The following is a 15,865-nucleotide window of genomic DNA, read 5'->3' on the forward strand; positions in this document are numbered from 1 at the left end:
ACCGGTCAGCCCGCCTGCGAGAGAGCCCGCTTCTCCAGCGTCGAGCGCACCCGGGCGGCGAAGCCCGGTCCGGCGTCGGTGGCGACCTTGTCAGCGGTGATGCCGCCCTCCTTCGCCGAGCCCGCGGCCGTGAAGTACGCGAACCGGCCGAGCGAGCCGTGCGTGCTGGCGCACCCCACCTCCTGGCAGAAGTCCTTCATGCCTTCGACCTGGAGGCCCTTGAGCTGTCCGTTGACGTTGCCGGTCGCCGTCTCGGCCTGGAGCCGCTTGTCGAAGACCGCCACGCCGACCACCACGGCGCTGTCGTTCAGCACGTAGGTGGCCCGCACCACCTGCCGGCAGGCCTGGTTCTCGATCGCGTCCGCGAGCCCGCCGGTGATGGCGTGCCAGCACGGCGTGACCGTCGTCGCGCTGCGCCGGGTCCAGACGGCGCCGCCGAACTCGAGGGTCTCCTCGGGGAAGAACGCGGCCGGGTCCACGGGTGCCTTGTCCGTGCTCACGTCCCAGATGGCCTTGAGTGACGCGTCGTCACCGGCGAGCGGGGACGCCGGGTTCGGTACCGGCGCCTTGGTCGCCCCGGTGGTGGCCGTCGGGCTCACGCTGGAGCCGGTCTTGCCGGTCGAGGCCGTCCCGGTCGGCTGTGCGACCGGGTCGCCGCCCTTCGACACGGAGACCGCCACGGCGACCAGCCCGCCGACGACCGCGAGCGCGACCACGCCGAGCAGCAACCGCATCCGGGTCTTCCGCTTCGCGTCGTCCTGGGCCCGCTGCGCCATCGCGTCCCAGTCCGGTCCGCCGGCCGGCGGACCGTACCCCGGGTACTGCTGCTGGTACTGCGGATATCCCTGACCGGGCTGCTGCCCGTTGCCACCGTTCATGCCCACCCCATCACTCATGAGCGCAGATCCTAGGCCATGTGGAGAATCCGCGAACAGGGACGGCCTCGGCTCCCCGAACGGCCTCCTGCGGGGCCTCCGGCCATCACTCCGGGCCACCATCGCGCTACACGACACCACACAAGATGTGGGGTCCACCAAGCCAGCTAGCACTACATGTATGCTCGCTCTCGCTGTCGATGCAGGGGAACTCCGGTGGAAGTCCGGGACTGCCCCGCAACGGTGAGCGGCCGCCTCGACGACGGCCCGCGAGTCCGGTGACCTGCCGACGGTGTGCCACACGGCTTCCCCGCAGATGCCTTGGAGCACCGCAGTGACGTCCGGGCCTCGCGGGTGGGCCGGGGGGTGGATCGCGCGCGCCGTGACGGCGTCAGCGCCGTACTCCCCTGCGCCCAAGTCGGCCCGGCAGCCATGCCGACCGCCGCCGCCAGGAGAGAAGCGCCTTGACCATCGCTGCCTCAGTTGCCCTGCCCGCCCAGGGAACCGCCGAAGACCGGACCGAACCGGGGGCCGCCCTGCTCCGGCTCCTCACGGACCGCAGCGCCGACCTCCCCCAGGTGGACCCGGGCCACGTCGCGGCCGCTGCGCTGCGCGGCCGGCACGCCGGTTCGGACTTCGCCGAGCTGCGCGGGCTGGCCGTGGAGGCTGCCGCCTCGATGATCGCCGAGGACCCGCAGTACTCGAAGCTGGCGGCCCGGCTGCTGGCGCTGGAGATCCAGGACGAGGCCGTCTCGCAGGGCGCCGTCTCCTTCTCCGCCTCGATCGCCGTCGGCCACGCCGAGGGCCTGATCGGTGACGTCACCGCGGCCTTCGTGGCCAAGCACGCGGCCGCCTTCGACGGTCTGGTCGACCGCTCCGGCGACGACCGCTTCGAGTACTTCGGCCTGCGCACCGTGCAGTCCCGCTACCTGCTGCGCCACCCGATCACCCGTCAGGTGATCGAGACCCCGCAGCACTTCCTGCTCCGGGTCGCGGCGGGCCTGGCGGTCGGCGACACCGAGGAGTCGGTGGCCGAGGTGGCCGGGCTCTACCGCCTGATGAGCCGTCTGGAGTACCTGACCAGCTCCCCGACGCTGTTCAACTCCGGCACCAAGCACCCGCAGATGTCCTCCTGCTACCTGCTGGACTCGCCGCTGGACAACCTGGACTCGATCTACAACCGGTACGCCCAGATCGCCCGGCTCTCCAAGCACGCCGGCGGCATCGGCCTGTCCTACTCCCGGATCCGCTCGCGCGGCAGCCTGATCCGCGGCACCAACGGCAAGTCCAACGGCATCGTCCCGTTCCTGCGCACCCTGGACTCCTCGGTCGCCGCGGTGAACCAGGGCGGCCGCCGCAAGGGCGCGGCCTGCGTCTACCTGGAGACCTGGCACGCGGACATCGAGGAGTTCCTGGAGCTCCGCGACAACACCGGCGAGGAGGCCCGCCGGACCCACAACCTCAACCTGGCCCACTGGATCCCGGACGAGTTCATGCGCCGGGTGAACGCCAACGCCGACTGGTCGCTGTTCTCCCCGGCCGACGTGCCCGAGCTGGTCGACCTCTGGGGCGCCGAGTTCGACGAGGCCTACCTCAAGGCCGAGCAGGCCGGCAAGGCCGTCCGCACCATCCCGGCGCAGACCCTGTACGCCCGGATGATGCGCACCCTGGCGCAGACCGGCAACGGCTGGATGACCTTCAAGGACGCCTCCAACCGGGCCGCCAACCAGACCGCGCTGCCCGGCCGGGTGGTCCACTCCTCGAACCTCTGCACCGAGATCATCGAGGTCACCGACGACTCCGAGACCGCCGTCTGCAACCTCGGCTCGGTCAACCTGGGCGCCCACGTCGCCGCGGGTGCCACCGTCGCCGACCTGCTCAACGCGATGGACTGGGAGCGGCTGGACGCCACCGTGCGCACCGCCGTGACCTTCCTGGACCGGGTCATCGACATCAACTTCTACCCGACCACCGAGGCGGGCACCTCCAACTCCCGCTGGCGGCCGGTCGGCCTCGGTGTGATGGGTCTCCAGGACGTCTTCTTCCAGCTCCGCCTGGACTTCGACTCCGCCGAGGCCAAGCAGCTCTCCACGCTGATCGCCGAGCGCATCATGCTCACCGCCTACGAGCGCTCCAGCGAGCTGGCCGAGCAGTTCGGCAAGCACGAGGCGTACGGCGAGACCCGGGCCGCCCGCGGCCAGCTGCACATCGACCACTTCGGCGTCACCCCCGCGTGGGCCGACCGCTGGGACGCGCTGCGCGCCCGGATCGCCGAGACCGGCCTGCGCAACTCGCTGCTGCTGGCCATCGCGCCGACCGCGACCATCGCCTCGATCGCCGGCGTCTACGAGTGCATCGAGCCGCAGGTCTCCAACCTCTTCAAGCGCGAGACCCTCTCCGGCGAGTTCCTCCAGGTCAACCCGTACCTGGTCCGCGAGCTCAAGGAGCTGGGCGTCTGGGACCAGCAGACCCGGGACGCGCTGCGCGAGTCCAACGGCTCGGTCCAGGACTTCAACTGGCTGCCCACCGAGGTCCGTTCGCTCTACCGCACCGCCTGGGAGCTGCCGCAGCGCGCGCTGATCGACCTGGCCGCCGCCCGCCAGCCCTACATCGACCAGAGCCAGTCCCTGAACCTCTTCATGGCCGCGCCGACCATCGGCAAGCTCTCCTCGATGTACGCCTACGCCTGGAAGGTCGGTCTGAAGACCACCTACTACCTGCGTTCGCGCCCGGCCACCCGGATCGCCCAGGCCGCCACCGGCGCCGCCCGCGCCGCCGCCCCGGTCCCGGTGACCGTGGGCGCCCCGACCCTCACCCCGGAGGAGGAGGCCGCGCTGGCCTGCTCCCTGGAGAACCCCGAGTCCTGCGAGGCCTGCCAGTGAGCACCCCCGACACCCCCGGCCGCGAGAAGATGCTGCTCGACCCCGGCTTCGAGCTGACGCTCCGTCCGATGCGCTACCCGTCGTTCTACGACCGGTACCGGGACGCGATCAAGAACACCTGGACCGTGGAGGAGGTGGACCTGCACTCCGACGTCGCCGACCTCGCCAAGCTGAGCGAGGGCGAGCGGCACATGATCGGCCGCCTGGTCGCCTTCTTCGCCACCGGTGACTCGATCGTCGCCAACAACGTGGTGCTGAGCCTCTACAAGCACATCAACTCCCCCGAGGCCCGGCTCTACCTGTCCCGGCAGCTGTTCGAGGAGGCCGTGCACGTCCAGTTCTACCTGACGCTGCTCGACACCTACCTGCCCGACCCGGACGACCGCGCGGCGGCCTTCGCGGCGGTGGAGAACATCCCCTCCATCCACCAGAAGGCGCAGTTCTGCTTCAAGTACATGAATGCGGTCGACCACATCGACTCGCTGCAGACCAAGGAGGACCGCCGCGCGTTCCTCCTCAACCTGATCTGCTTCGCGGCCTGCGTCGAGGGCCTGTTCTTCTACGGCGCCTTCGCGTACGTGTACTGGTTCCGCAGCCGCGGCCTGCTGCACGGCCTGGCCACCGGCACCAACTGGGTGTTCCGGGACGAGTCCATGCACATGGACTTCGCCTTCTCGGTGGTCGACACCGTCCGCGAGGAGGAGCCCGACCTCTTCGACGACGAGATGGCCAAGCAGGTCACCGAGATGCTGGAGGAGGCCGTCGAGGCCGAGCTCCAGTTCGCCCAGGACCTCTGCGGCGACGGCCTGCCCGGCATGAACACCGAGTCGATGCGCCAGTACCTGGAGGCCGTGGCCGACCAGCGCCTGGCCCGCCTCGGCCTGCCGGTCCGGTACGGCTCGGCCAACCCGTTCGGCTTCATGGAGCTGCAGAACGTCCAGGAGCTGACCAACTTCTTCGAGCGCCGGGTCTCCGCCTACCAGGTCGCGGTCGAGGGCTCGGTCGCCTTCGACGACGACTTCTAGGCCGCCCGCCGCAACGGACACGGAGGAGGCCCCCGACGCGAGCGCGTCGGGGGCCTCCTCGCTTCCGGTCAGACCTGCCAGGTCCCGGAGGCCCAGGCGGCACTGCCGTCCTGACGGTAGATCACCAGGTTGCCGTCGTCCTGGAGCACCGCGCGGGCCCCCGGGTTGCCCCAGGTGCGGCTGGACCAGATCGCACCGCCGGTGGCCGGGCCGCCGCCGCGGGCGTACAGGACCATGTTGCCGTCGGACTGCATCAGCAGATAGGCGCCGGGGCTGTTCCAGGTGCCGGTGGACCAGGCGACGCTGCCGTCCAGACGGTAGATCACCAGGTTGCCGTCGGAGTGCATGACCAGCGAGTCCACCGGGCCCCGCGCCCACTGGCCACCACTGAGCGCCGCGCCCGCGGTGAAGGTCCGCCCCGCCCGGTAGGTACCGGTGGCCCAGGCGGCGCTGCCGTCCTGACGGTAGATCACCAGGTTGCCGTCCTCCTGGAGCACCACGCGGGCCCCCGAGTTGCCCCAGGTGCCGGAGCTCCAGACCGCGCCGCCGGTGGCCATGGAGCCGTCGGCCCTGTACACCACCAGGTTGCCGTCGTACTGCATCTGCGCGTACGCGCCCGGGTTGCCGTAGGTGTTGGAGCTCCAGATCACCGCGCCACCGGCGGAGGACCCGTTGCTCTTCAGGTAGGCGACCAGGTTGCCGTCCGCCTGCATCACCACGGTGACGTCCGTGCTGGTCAACGACTGGCCGGAGCCGAGCTTCCAGCCGGCCTTCAGCTGGTTGCCGGCGTTCACCTGCGGGCCGCGCACGTCCACCGCGTTGCGGTCGATGTTGATGGTGACGCCGTTGTAGGTCTCGCTGACGTTCCCGGCGTACTGGTGCACCCGGTTGGCGGTCCAGTACTGGGAGCCGGGCAGGTTCATGGCCTGGTCCGAGGTGTCCGCGGTGCCGTTCCAGACGGCCGACCAGATCACGTCCGGGCTCGGGTAGTTCGGGTCGGTGTACTTGGCGGCCAGGTCGGCCACGCCGCTGTTGGCGCTGGAGTACACGCCGGAGCGGAAGTTCGACAGGTGCACCCGGTCGGTCCAGCCGCCCAGGAAGGCCAGCACCCGGGCCTTGGAGGTCGAACTGACGTAGTTCTCCATGTCGTTGTACAGCACCGCGCCCGGCTTGAAGCCGAGCGTCTGGGCCTGCTGGACGGCGTCCGCGGCGGCGTCGATGCCCTGCTGACGGGCCGTCGCCTCGTTGGCGTCGATCTGCAGGCTGTAGGCGGAGTTGGCCTGGCGGCCGACGTAGATCGGCAGGAACGACCAGCCGGCCGAGGCCTGCTGGTCCACCCAGGCGGCGGTCAGGTTGGGCTGGGCGCAGCCGCGCAGCGGGCCGCCGATGTAGACGCCGACGGTGCGGTACGGCGAGGCGGACCAGGCGTTCATCGCCGAGGAGGACGGCGCGGTGCACGCGTCGAAGGCCAGCCCGTTCACCTCGGTGGACGGGGTGGTCTTCGCCACCGGCGCCTGGGCGGTCAGGGTCTGCGCCGCCGGCGCCTGGGCGGCCGGGGCCTGGGCCAGGGAGCGCGGCTGACGGGAGGCGGGCGCCGCGGCGGCGGTCCCGTCCGTCCGGCCGCCGGCCAGCACCTGGCGGACCGCGTCGGCCGAGTCCCGGTACCCGGCGGTCACCCGCAGGCCGGTGCCCTCGACGGAGACGGTGAACTCCCGCCCGGCGGCGCCGGCCCGGACCACCGACGCGGGCACCTCGGCACCCGGACGGACCGTGGCCGCCGGGGTGTCGGTGCTCCGCTCCGGCGTCACCAGCAGGGTGTCCGCCCGGTCCGCCACCAGGTGCGGCGGGCAGTCCTGCGAGTCGCCCGGCAGACCGAGGTAGACCGTCTTCCGGTCCTGCCGGACGCAGGCGCGCGGGTTCGCCTCCAGGTCCACGACCTGCCAGTCCGCCGGAACGGTGAGGTGGTAGCCCCGGTAGGAGACCTCCACGCCGCCCCCGGCGGGGGCGGCGTGGGCGGTCGTCGGTATGGCGGCGAGCAGCCCGGCCGTGCTCAGCACGAGCGCGGTGGCGTGGCCTGCCAGTCGGCGTGTCATTCGGTGGTGATCCCTTTCGACCCCGTGGTCCGGCCAGATTTCTGACCGTGTTCAATTCGGGACCCTAGCCGATCACCGCGTCGCACTGTGTACCAACACCGCTACGAAACGGACTGGGCGATTCCCCATCGGGCCCGCCCCAAGTGCCGGAGGGCCACAGCACGGGTCCGAGCCGCTCCCCGTACTCCGGGTCCCACAGGTGGACACCAGGCTGCCGTCCGCCTGCATCACCAACGCCTCTTCGGCAGTGCGCAGTTCGTCCCCCGCCGTGAGCCGGCCCCCAGCGACAGCGGCCCCGGGTCACCCTCGCGACTGCGCCCCTCACAGGCCGGCACCGTCGCGGCAGGCGGACCGTACCAAGCGTCGGGCCCGGCACCTGATGGTGGTGCCGGGCCCGTGGCCGGAGGTGGCGGACCGTCAGTCGTTGGGGACGGTCGCGTAGCGCGGGGTGCCCTCGGCCATCTGCTTGAGGGCGTCCTTGCGGTCCCGCTTCGACAGCTTGTCGATGTAGAGGAAGCCGTAGAGGTGGTCGGTCTCGTGCTGGAGGCAGCGGGCGAAGAAGCCGGTGCCCTCGACCCGGACCGGGTTGCCGTCCTTGTCCTGGCCGGTCACCGCGGCGTAGTCCGGGCGGGGCAGCTCGGCGTAGGCGGTGGGGACGGAGAGGCAGCCCTCGTTGCCGTCGTCCAGGTTGCGCGGGCGGTCGGCCGGGAAGGGCTCCAGCACCGGGTTGATCACGTGGCCGATGTGGCGCACGCCCTCGTCGTCCGGGCAGTCGTAGACGAACACCTTGGCGTCCACGCCGATCTGGTTGGCCGCCAGGCCGACGCCCTCGGCCGCGTACATCGAGACGAACATGTCGTCGATCAGCGCCGACAGCTCGGCGTCGAAGGCCGTGACGGTCTTGGTCTCCCGGTGCAGCACCGGGTTCCCCACCACGGTGATCGGACGGGCGGTGCCCTTGGAGGTGTCCGGCAGCTCCCCCACGATCTTCCCCGCGCCCGACTCCTCGTGGTCGTGGTCGTGGTCGTGGCCGTCGTGGTCGTGGTCGTGCTGGTCCGCCATCGCTCCCGCTCTCCTGTACTCGGATCTTCCGGGTAAAGAGTACGGTGCGCGCACCGCCGGCGGTCCTTGCTCCGGAGAGCTCACCCGGAGATCTCAGCAGACCTCTTCGAGGTCCCGGTACGCCCGGCCGCCCGGCGCGGCGGCCACCCAGCGGTCCAGCAGGGTGCGGACCAGCGCGGCGGGGGCCGCGATCCCGCACTCCCGCTCGGCCAGCCAGGCCAGGCCCGAACCGGCCTGGCTGAGGTGGCTGAGGTGGCCCGGGTGGGCGGCGTCCCCGTCGTCGTGCGGGTCGTGGTGCACCGTGCGGCCGTCGTCGCTCGGCATCCGGCTCTCCGAACAGGCCCGGCAGAGCAGCCGGACGGAGGAGGTCCAGTCCTCGGCGGCGTACCCGGCGTCGGCCACCAGCCGCTCCAGGGCGTCCCGGTCGGCGGCGGTCTCGGCGTGCAGCAGCACCACGTAGGTGGGCACCGGGGAGGGCGCCCAGAGCTCGATCTCGTCGAAGACCGGGTAGGCCACGCCCTCGGCCACCCGCTCGCCGTGCGGGGCGCCGTCGTGCAGCACCACCTCGCCCCAGCGGCGGCCGGAGGAGGGCAGCGGGATGGAGAGCACCTCGATCCGGGCCGGGTCCAGGCGCCGGCCCCAGACCACCTCGGCCTCGCCCTCCGGGGAGAGCCGGACGGGGGTGGTGCCCAGGTCCAGCTGGACCGGGCCGTCCTGGGCGCCGCCGGGCAGCCGCAGGCCGTACGCCTGCCAGGCCCGCCGGGCCAGCGACCAGTCCTGCAGGGCGGTGGCGGTGATGCCGAGGTTCCACCAGTCGGGTGCACCCTGGTCGCGGTCGAGCAGGGCGACGGCGCGCAGCCCGGCGGCCCGGGCCTGCTCCCAGTCGCGGCGGAACTTGTGCAGCAGGGCGAGGTTGAACCAGGAGTCGGAGAGCCAGGGCTCCAGGTCGGCGGCCATCACCAGCAGGGTGCCCGCGTCCTCGTAGCGGCCGTCACCGATCAGGGTGAACGCCCGGTCGGTGGTCTGCCGCCAGGTCGCCGACGGCCGGTGCCGTGCGCGGTGGAAGATCCTCACGTTCCGTCCCTGCCGTAGTCGTCCGCCGGTTGCCCGGCCCGCCGGGTGCCGGGCCCTCGGCCCGCCCGGTCCGGGCCCTTTCCTCGCTATGACCGCATCCAACCACGCCGCCCCCGGGCCGCGCTCCTTGCGAGGGTGCTCAGTCAGGTCCGGGGGGCACCTCGGGCGGAACCGTCCCGGGGGTGTCAGGTAGCCGCGGCCCGGATCAGTCCGGGTACCGAGGACCCGGGGCTGACGGGAGCAGACCGCCGAGCGCGTCCAGCACCCTCGGGTCGTAGATCCGGCCGCCCTCCGCCCGCAGCCGGCCGAGCACCTCCCGGTGGCCGTCCGGCCCGCCCGGCCCGCGTTCCCGGGCCGCGGCCGACAGGTCGTCAAAGGCGTTGGCCACCCGGATGATCCGGGCCGCCAGCGGGACGGAGGGGTCCTCCCGGCCGTCCGGCCCCCGGCACGGGTCGGCCAGCCGGGCCACCTGGCCGGCCACCTGCCGGGGCACCCCGGTCCGGCTGATCACCTCGCTGCCGAGCCGGGCGATCCGCTGCTGCTCGGCCTGCGGCAGCAGTGCGGTGGCCCCGCCCGGCACCGGCTCGACCAGCGAGAGCTGGCCGATGTCGTGCATCAGCGCGGCGTACTCCAGCAGGGCCAGGTCCCGGCTGCCCAGGCCCAGCACGCGGCCGAGCGCGCAGGCCGTGTCGGCCACCCGGCGGGCGTGGCCCGGCGGGGTGTACCCGGCCACCTCGGTGGCCCGGGCCAGTGTCTCGATGGTCTGCCCGGTGGTCGCCCGGATGCCCGCGGCCCGCCGGAACGAGGCCTGCGCCAGCACCAGCGGGGCGCAGAACAGCGGCAGCGCCCAGAGCCCGACCTCGCCCGCCAGCAGGCTGATCAGCATCCCGGTGGCCACGATCGCCGAGCCGATCCCGAGCAGCGAGCGCAGCTCGTCCTCCAGCGCGGCCCCGAACCGCAGCCCGTGCGCGGCCCGCCGCTGCACCGCCGCCAGGGTGGCGTCGCAGAGGGCGGCCAGCGCGGCCACCCCGGTCAGGAACACCCCGTAGACCGGCCCGGCCAGCGGCAGCCGGTCCAGCGCCCCGCTGTTGTAGAGCGGCTGGAACAGCACTCCGGCGAAGCCCACCGTCAGCACCCGCCGGGCGGCCCCGTCCAGCACCCCGGGCCCGGCCGGTGCCTGCCCGGCGTGCGCGGCCCGGTGGGCCCGCCCGCCCGGGAAGCGGTGCGGGAACCGGCCGAGCAGGGTGCCCACCCCGGCGACCGCGACCACCTGGGAGACGCCGTGCGTGGTGGGCAGGCCGTGCAGCGGCCCGAGCAGGGCGTACGCCAACGCCACCGCGGTGCCGATCGGGGCCTGCTCGCGGTCCCCCGGCAGGGTGATCCGGACCCGCTCGCCGACCGCCACCACCAGGGCGAAGGCGGTCGCCACCAGCGGCGCGGCCACCCCGTGGTGCAGCACGTCCAGGCAGCAGAGCAGGAACAGCGCGGCCGCCGCCAGCCACAGCCCCCGGATCACGAGCCGCCGCGCAGCAGGTCGGAGGAGCCGCGCCGGGCGGGCTCGGGCACCCCGAGCGGGATGTCCGGCACCTCGCCGTCCCAACCGCCGGGCGGCGGCAGCGCGGGCTGCCAGCCGTGCTCGGCCACCGCCTCGACCAGCGCCCGCACCATCCGCGGGTCGAACTGGCTGCCCGCGCACCGCTCCAGCTCGGTCACCGCCTCGGCCACCGGGCGGCCCCGCCGGTAGGAGCGGGTCGAGGTCATCGAGTCGAAGGCGTCCGCCACCGAGATGATCCGGGCGAACTCCGGGATCCGGTCCCCCGCCAGCCCGCTCGGGTAGCCGCGCCCGTCCATCCGCTCGTGGTGGTGCAGGATGCCGCCGCGCGCCTCGCCCAGGAAGTCGATGCCGCGCACCAGCTCGAAGCCGAACACCGGGTGCACCTCGACCGCCCGCCGCTCGGCCTCGGTGAGCGGGCCGTTGCGCCGCAGCAGCTCGGTGGCCACCCCGAGCTTGCCGACGTCGTGCAGCGTCCCGGCGAAGTGCAGGGTGCGCAGCCGCTCCTCGGCCATCCCGAGCTGACGGGCGATCAGCACGGCCGCCCGGCCGACCCGTTCGCTGTGCCCCCGGGTGTACGCGTCCTTGATCTCCACCGCCTGCACCAGCGCCCGCACGGTCGCCTTGTGCGCCGTCCGCTCCCGGCTGCCCTGGGCCGAGACCCACGCCGAGATCGAGAACGGCAGCAGCGCCAGCACCGCGGCGAACGCCCCGTACGGGCCCTGCCAGAGCACCGCCACCATCAGCCCGCCGGCCCCGTGCAGCAGCGCCCCGGCCAGCCGGCCGCCGCGCCCCTCCGCCACCCCGGCCCGTCCGGAACCGCCCGGGGCCAGGTGGCGCATCCCGGCCACCAGGGCCGCGTTGACCAGGCAGAACAGCGCGACGGCGGCCAGCGCGGGCAGTGCGGCGCCGGGGAAGCGGGAGCCGAGCAGCAGCTCCGGGCCGTGCAGCAGCCGGAACAGCAGGGCCGCCGCGAAGGCGGAGAGCCCCAGCTGGGCCGCGTTCCAGGCCCGGCGCAGCACCCGGGGCGCGGCGGCCGGGGCCACCAGCGCGGCGGGGACGGCGACCAGCGCGGCCGCGGCCGGCGGCAGCATCAGCACCCCGGCGAACAGCACCGGCAGGAAGACCGGAGCGGTGCTCTCCCCCTCGGGGCGGCCGCCCTCCACCGGCCCCGGCCACTTGCCGGTGAGCAGCGCCCGGGCCGCCCGCGCGGCGCGCAGGCAGGGGGTCGGGCTGCCCTGGGCCAGCGAGTCCCAGCAGGCGTGCAGCAGGGCCAGCAGCCCGAGCCGGGGCCAGTGCACCGGCCCGGCCAGCACCCCGGGGCCCGGCAGGGCCAGGGTCAGCAGCGCGCCGAGCGCACCGCACAGCACCAGCGCCACGTACCGTCTGGCCGCTCCCGGCAGGGCCGGGGCCGCCTCGTCACCGACGATCTCCGCCTCCCGCCACGGCCGCAGTTCCCTTCGGGCACCCGCCTGCTGAGGGCCCGTCAGGGAGAATAGGGGCCCGGCGGGCGGGCTGGACGCCCGATCCCGGAATGCCCCGGTCGGCGCAGCACCGACTCACTCGAACGAGTGAGGATGCGGCGGGTACGGAGAAGCCCGGCAGGCCTCCTCGGCCTGCCGGGCTTCTCCGGTCGCTGCTGTGCCTACTCGGCCGCCTCGGCGGCCAGCGGCTGCGGCTCGCCCTCGCGCTGGGCCGCCCGGATCAGGTCGATCCGGGCCAGCACCTTGCCGCGCAGGTCGGCCGGGGAGTGGTCGCTGGAGCAGGAGCGCTTGACCAGGGCCTTGATGGCCGCCTCCAGGCCGTACTCCTCCAGGCAGGGGGAGCACTCCTCGAAGTGCACCCTCAGCTTGGCGCAGTCGCCCTCGGCCATCTCGTTGTCGAGCAGCTCGTAGAGGTGGTCGAGGACCTCTCCACAGTCGGTGTCGTGCGGATCGCCGCAGCTCATGAGCCCGAGCCCTTCGCTTCCTGCCCTGCACCGCTGCCGGCGGGGACCAGCCCGCGCTCGCGGGCGTAGTCCTCCAGCATGACGCGCAGCTGACGGCGGCCACGGTGCAGCCGGGACATCACCGTGCCGATGGGAGTACCCATGATGTCCGCGATCTCCTTGTACGCAAAGCCCTCTACGTCCGCGAGGTAGACCGCGATCCGGAACTCCTCCGGGATCGCCTGCAGGGCGTCCTTCACGTCGCTGTCCGGGAGGTGGTCGAGCGCCTGGGCCTCGGCCGAGCGCAGACCGGTCGACATGTGCGACTCGGCCCGGGCCAGCTGCCAGTCCTCGATCTCCTCGGCGGCGGTGCGCTGGGGCTCCCGCTGCTTCTTCCGGTACGAGTTGATGAACGTGTTGGTGAGGATCCGGTAGAGCCAGGCCTTGAGGTTGGTGCCCTCGCGGAACTGGTGGAAGGACGCGTACGCCTTGGCGAAGGCCTCCTGGAGCAGGTCCTCGGCGTCGGCCGGGTTGCGGGTCATCCGCAGGGCCGCCGAGTACATCTGGTCCAGGTAGCCGAGGGCGTCGCGCTCGAAGCGCTCGCGCCGCTCGTCCTCGGTCTCGTCGGCGGACACCCGGAAGGTGTCCTCGCCGATCGCCTCGGCCAGCTCCTCACCCGTCAGCACCGCGCTGACCTCGACCGGCTCGGCCTCGTGCTCCGCTCCGACGACCGGACCCACCTCCTCGGCAATACGGGCAGGCGCCGGGGTGGGCCCGCCCGACAGCGAGGATATCGGGCTGACGGACTTCCCGCCCGCGCCGATCCACTCGGACCAGTCCGGCACCACGGAGCCCGCGGCCGCCCGCTCGGGGCACGCGATCGAACCCATCTGCCCTGCCTCTCCACCGGTTTCACCTTGCTGACGTGAGGTGTCAACCCCTCACCCGCGCAGGTAATTCCCGGTGGGCCGGACGGACCTGACGGCGCTGGTCAGAGCCAGTCGACGACCGCCCCGGTGATCACCTCCAGGGCCTCCTCCTGGGAGACCGGGGCGCGCTTGGGCACCGCGAAGCCGTGGTCCCCGTACGGCACCTCGACCAGCGTGTGGGTCTCCGGCAGGGCCGGGTACTCGGCGGGCGCGCCGAAGGCGTCCCGGCCGCCCTGGAGCACCAGGGTGCGGCAGCCGGTGGCGAGCAGCTCCTCGGCCCGGCTCCGCTCCGGCCTGCCCGGCGGGTGGAGCGGGAAGGCCAGCGCGAGCACCCCGGCCGCGCCGAGCGCCCCCGCCGTCCGGCAGGCCACCCGGGCCCCGGCGCTGCGGCCGCCCAGGTACAACGGCAGCCCCTGCCCGGCGAGTTCGGCGATCACCGGGAGCCAGCCGGCGTCCAGGGTCTTCGGCGCGGGCGCGACCTTCTTGCCGGCCACCCGCCAGGGCTGCTCCACCAGGGCCACGGTGACGCCGTGCCCGGGCAGCACGGCGGCCAGCGCCCGGAGGTCGCGGGCCTCGACGCCGCCGCCCGCGCCGTGGCCGAGGGCCAGCAGCGCGCGGGGCTCCGCGGTGGCCGGGTGCAGGGTGATCCGGGCCTCGCCGGCCGGGGTGGGAACGAGCATGACACTCCGTCAGGTAGGGCGGCGCTCTGTCAGGCCGCCGGGGGCCGGGTCGGTTCGACGGCGTGCGCCGTGTCAGAACAGCACGCCCTCGTCGGGCTCCGCCTCGCCCGGCGGGAGCAGCAGCTCGGGCCCGTTGTTGCGGATGTTGCCCACCGCCGGGCCCACCGGTCGGGCCAGCAGGGCGCCCGGGGCGGGCGGGACGAGCAGCGGGAAGAGCCGGGCCGGGTCGTCCAGCCCCGGGTCCAGCCAGGCGTCGAAGGAGGAGGGGTCCAGGAAGAGCGGCATCCGGTGGTGGATCGGGGCCAGCGCGGGCTCGGCGTCGGTGGTGACGATCGCGCAGGTGACCAGCCAGGCCTCCGGGTGGTCCGGCGGGTACCGGCGGTCCCGCCAGAACTCGTACACCCCGGCCAGCGCGAGCACGGTGCCGTCCGCCCGGTGCACGAAGTAGGGCTGCTTCCTCGGCTTCCCCTTCTCCGCGGGTATGGTCTCCCACTCGTAGTAGCCGTCCACCGGGACCAGGCAGCGGCGGGACGCGAAGGCCTGCCGGTACGAGGGCTTCTCGTGGATCGTGTCCGAGCGGGCGTTGATCATCTTCACCGCCGCCTCGGGCGACTTCGACCAGGCCGGGACGAGGCCCCAGCGCAGCACCCGCAGCTGGCGGACGGGCGCGCCGCCGCCCTTCGGCGGGCGGTCCAGCACCACGAAGGCCGGGGAGGTCGGGGCGACGTTCCAGCTGGCCGCGACGGTCTCGGTCGGGTCCCACTGCTGGACCCCGAAGACCTCGACCAGGTCCTCGGGCCGGGTGGTGGAGGCGAAGCGTCCGCACATGACGATCAGCTTGCCACGGCCGTTCTCACCCGAAGGGAAGAACCGGACGGTTCCGCCGGGCCGTCCTGGCATGGGAGGCTGCCGGTCCCGCGTGGTGGAGGAGGTACGGAATGGACGTCGCGGCACTGTGGCGGACGGTCACGGACGCGGTCACCGCCACCCAGCCGGCCCCGCCCCGCTGGCTGGTGCTGGCCTGCGCGGGGGCGGCGCTGCTCGCGGTGCTGCCCCGCCCGCTCTGGCGGCTCAGCCGGAACGTGGTGACCATCGCCCACGAGGGCGGCCACGGCCTGGCCGCCCTGCTGACGAGGCGTCGGCTCTCCGGCATCCGGCTGCACTCGGACACCTCCGGCCTGACCATCTCCTCCGGACCGCCCACCGGCCCCGGCATGATCCTCACCGCCGCGGCCGGGTACACCGCTCCCCCGCTGCTGGGGCTGGGCGGCGCGGCGCTGCTGGCCGGGCAGCACGTCACCCAGCTGCTCTGGATCTCGGTGGTGCTGCTGGCCGGGCTGCTGGTGATGATCCGCAACCTCTACGGGCTGCTCTCGGTGGTGGTCACCGGCGGCGCCTTCTTCCTGATCTCCTGGTACGGCAGCAGCCAGCTGCAGTCCGCCTTCGCCTACGCGGGCGTCTGGTTCCTGCTGCTGGCCGGGGTGCGGCCGGTGCTGGAGCTCCAGGGCAAGCGCCGCCGCGAGGGCGCCCGCTCCACCGACGCCGACCAACTGGCCCGCCTCACCGGCCTGGGGCCCCTCCTCTGGGTGACGGTCTTCCTGCTGGTCGCCCTGGTCTCGCTGGCCCTGGGCTCCGCCTGGCTGCTGGGCTGAACCACCGTCAGCTGCGGCCGGGCGGTGCGTGCCGGGAGGGCCCAGGGGCCGTCCCGGCGAGCAGGCCGAAACGGGCCGCGGCGTTGGGGTGCGTGGCTCGGCGGCGCCGAGGAG

The 15,865-nt window shown here is 73.5% G+C and carries 13 protein-coding genes and 1 riboswitch; of the genes, 3 read left to right on the forward strand and 10 right to left on the reverse strand.

Features of this window, described 5'->3' with window-relative positions:
- Window positions 1–5: 5 nt before the first annotated feature.
- Window positions 6–896 carry a hypothetical protein gene (locus ACIA8O_RS29955; RefSeq protein ID WP_396297095.1) on the reverse strand — a complete coding sequence of 297 codons (891 nt, stop codon included), beginning with the start codon at window positions 894–896 and terminating at the stop codon, window positions 6–8.
- Window positions 897–1,039: 143 nt separating this feature from the next.
- Window positions 1,040–1,181: riboswitch (cobalamin riboswitch) on the forward strand.
- A 158-nt stretch (window positions 1,182–1,339) separates the two neighbouring features.
- On the opposite strand from ACIA8O_RS29955, the gene ACIA8O_RS29960 reads away from it, so the two are divergent.
- Both ACIA8O_RS29960 and ACIA8O_RS29965 read left to right on the forward strand, forming a co-directional pair.
- Window positions 1,340–3,757 carry a ribonucleoside-diphosphate reductase subunit alpha gene (locus tag ACIA8O_RS29960; RefSeq protein WP_396297096.1) on the forward strand — a complete coding sequence of 806 codons (2,418 nt, stop codon included), beginning with the start codon at window positions 1,340–1,342 and terminating at the stop codon, window positions 3,755–3,757.
- 29 nt (window positions 3,758–3,786) lie between these two features.
- Window positions 3,787–4,782, forward strand: a complete 996-nt coding sequence (locus tag ACIA8O_RS29965) for a ribonucleotide-diphosphate reductase subunit beta (RefSeq protein WP_396297198.1) — start codon at window positions 3,787–3,789, stop codon at window positions 4,780–4,782.
- 68 nt (window positions 4,783–4,850) lie between these two features.
- Here the strand turns inward: ACIA8O_RS29965 and ACIA8O_RS29970 are convergent, their stop codons facing one another.
- The 9 genes from ACIA8O_RS29970 to ACIA8O_RS30010 all read right to left on the reverse strand — a co-directional run bounded on the left by ACIA8O_RS29970 (window position 4,851) and on the right by ACIA8O_RS30010 (window position 14,927).
- Window positions 4,851–6,875: a glycoside hydrolase domain-containing protein gene (locus ACIA8O_RS29970; protein WP_396297097.1), complete on the reverse strand. Its 2,025-nt coding sequence runs from the start codon at window positions 6,873–6,875 to the stop codon at window positions 4,851–4,853.
- Between the two features lie 417 nt (window positions 6,876–7,292).
- On the reverse strand, window positions 7,293–7,937 hold the full coding sequence (gene def / locus ACIA8O_RS29975) for a peptide deformylase (RefSeq protein WP_396297098.1): 645 nt from the start codon (window positions 7,935–7,937) through the stop codon (window positions 7,293–7,295).
- A gap of 93 nt (window positions 7,938–8,030) precedes the next feature.
- Window positions 8,031–9,011: a tetratricopeptide repeat protein gene (locus tag ACIA8O_RS29980; protein ID WP_396297099.1), complete on the reverse strand. Its 981-nt coding sequence runs from the start codon at window positions 9,009–9,011 to the stop codon at window positions 8,031–8,033.
- Between the two features lie 205 nt (window positions 9,012–9,216).
- A complete protein-coding gene (locus tag ACIA8O_RS29985) occupies window positions 9,217–10,527 on the reverse strand; it encodes an HD-GYP domain-containing protein (RefSeq protein ID WP_396297100.1) in 1,311 nt (436 codons plus the stop codon).
- Window positions 10,524–11,942, reverse strand: coding sequence for an HD-GYP domain-containing protein (locus ACIA8O_RS29990; RefSeq protein WP_396297101.1), 1,419 nt, complete (start codon window positions 11,940–11,942; stop codon window positions 10,524–10,526). The genes ACIA8O_RS29985 and ACIA8O_RS29990 overlap by 4 nt, the downstream gene beginning before the upstream one ends.
- A gap of 266 nt (window positions 11,943–12,208) precedes the next feature.
- Complete coding sequence (rsrA, locus tag ACIA8O_RS29995; RefSeq protein ID WP_345287391.1) at window positions 12,209–12,511, reverse strand: mycothiol system anti-sigma-R factor; 303 nt, start codon at window positions 12,509–12,511, stop codon at window positions 12,209–12,211.
- Window positions 12,508–13,380, reverse strand: a complete 873-nt coding sequence (locus ACIA8O_RS30000) for a sigma-70 family RNA polymerase sigma factor (protein WP_396297102.1) — start codon at window positions 13,378–13,380, stop codon at window positions 12,508–12,510. Before ACIA8O_RS30000 ends, rsrA begins: the two co-directional genes overlap by 4 nt.
- A 101-nt stretch (window positions 13,381–13,481) precedes the next feature.
- Entirely contained in the window at window positions 13,482–14,099 is a 618-nt protein-coding gene (locus tag ACIA8O_RS30005) for an alpha/beta family hydrolase (RefSeq protein WP_396297103.1), read from the reverse strand.
- A 72-nt stretch (window positions 14,100–14,171) separates the two neighbouring features.
- Window positions 14,172–14,927 carry an SOS response-associated peptidase gene (locus ACIA8O_RS30010; protein WP_396297104.1) on the reverse strand — a complete coding sequence of 252 codons (756 nt, stop codon included), beginning with the start codon at window positions 14,925–14,927 and terminating at the stop codon, window positions 14,172–14,174.
- 110 nt (window positions 14,928–15,037) lie between these two features.
- On the opposite strand from ACIA8O_RS30010, the gene ACIA8O_RS30015 reads away from it, so the two are divergent.
- A complete protein-coding gene (locus tag ACIA8O_RS30015) occupies window positions 15,038–15,751 on the forward strand; it encodes a M50 family metallopeptidase (protein WP_396297105.1) in 714 nt (237 codons plus the stop codon).
- Window positions 15,752–15,865 lie beyond the last annotated feature (114 nt).

Origin of the sequence: Kitasatospora sp. NPDC051853 (assembly GCF_044452665.1) — a bacterium.
GTDB lineage: Bacteria > Actinomycetota > Actinomycetes > Streptomycetales > Streptomycetaceae > Kitasatospora.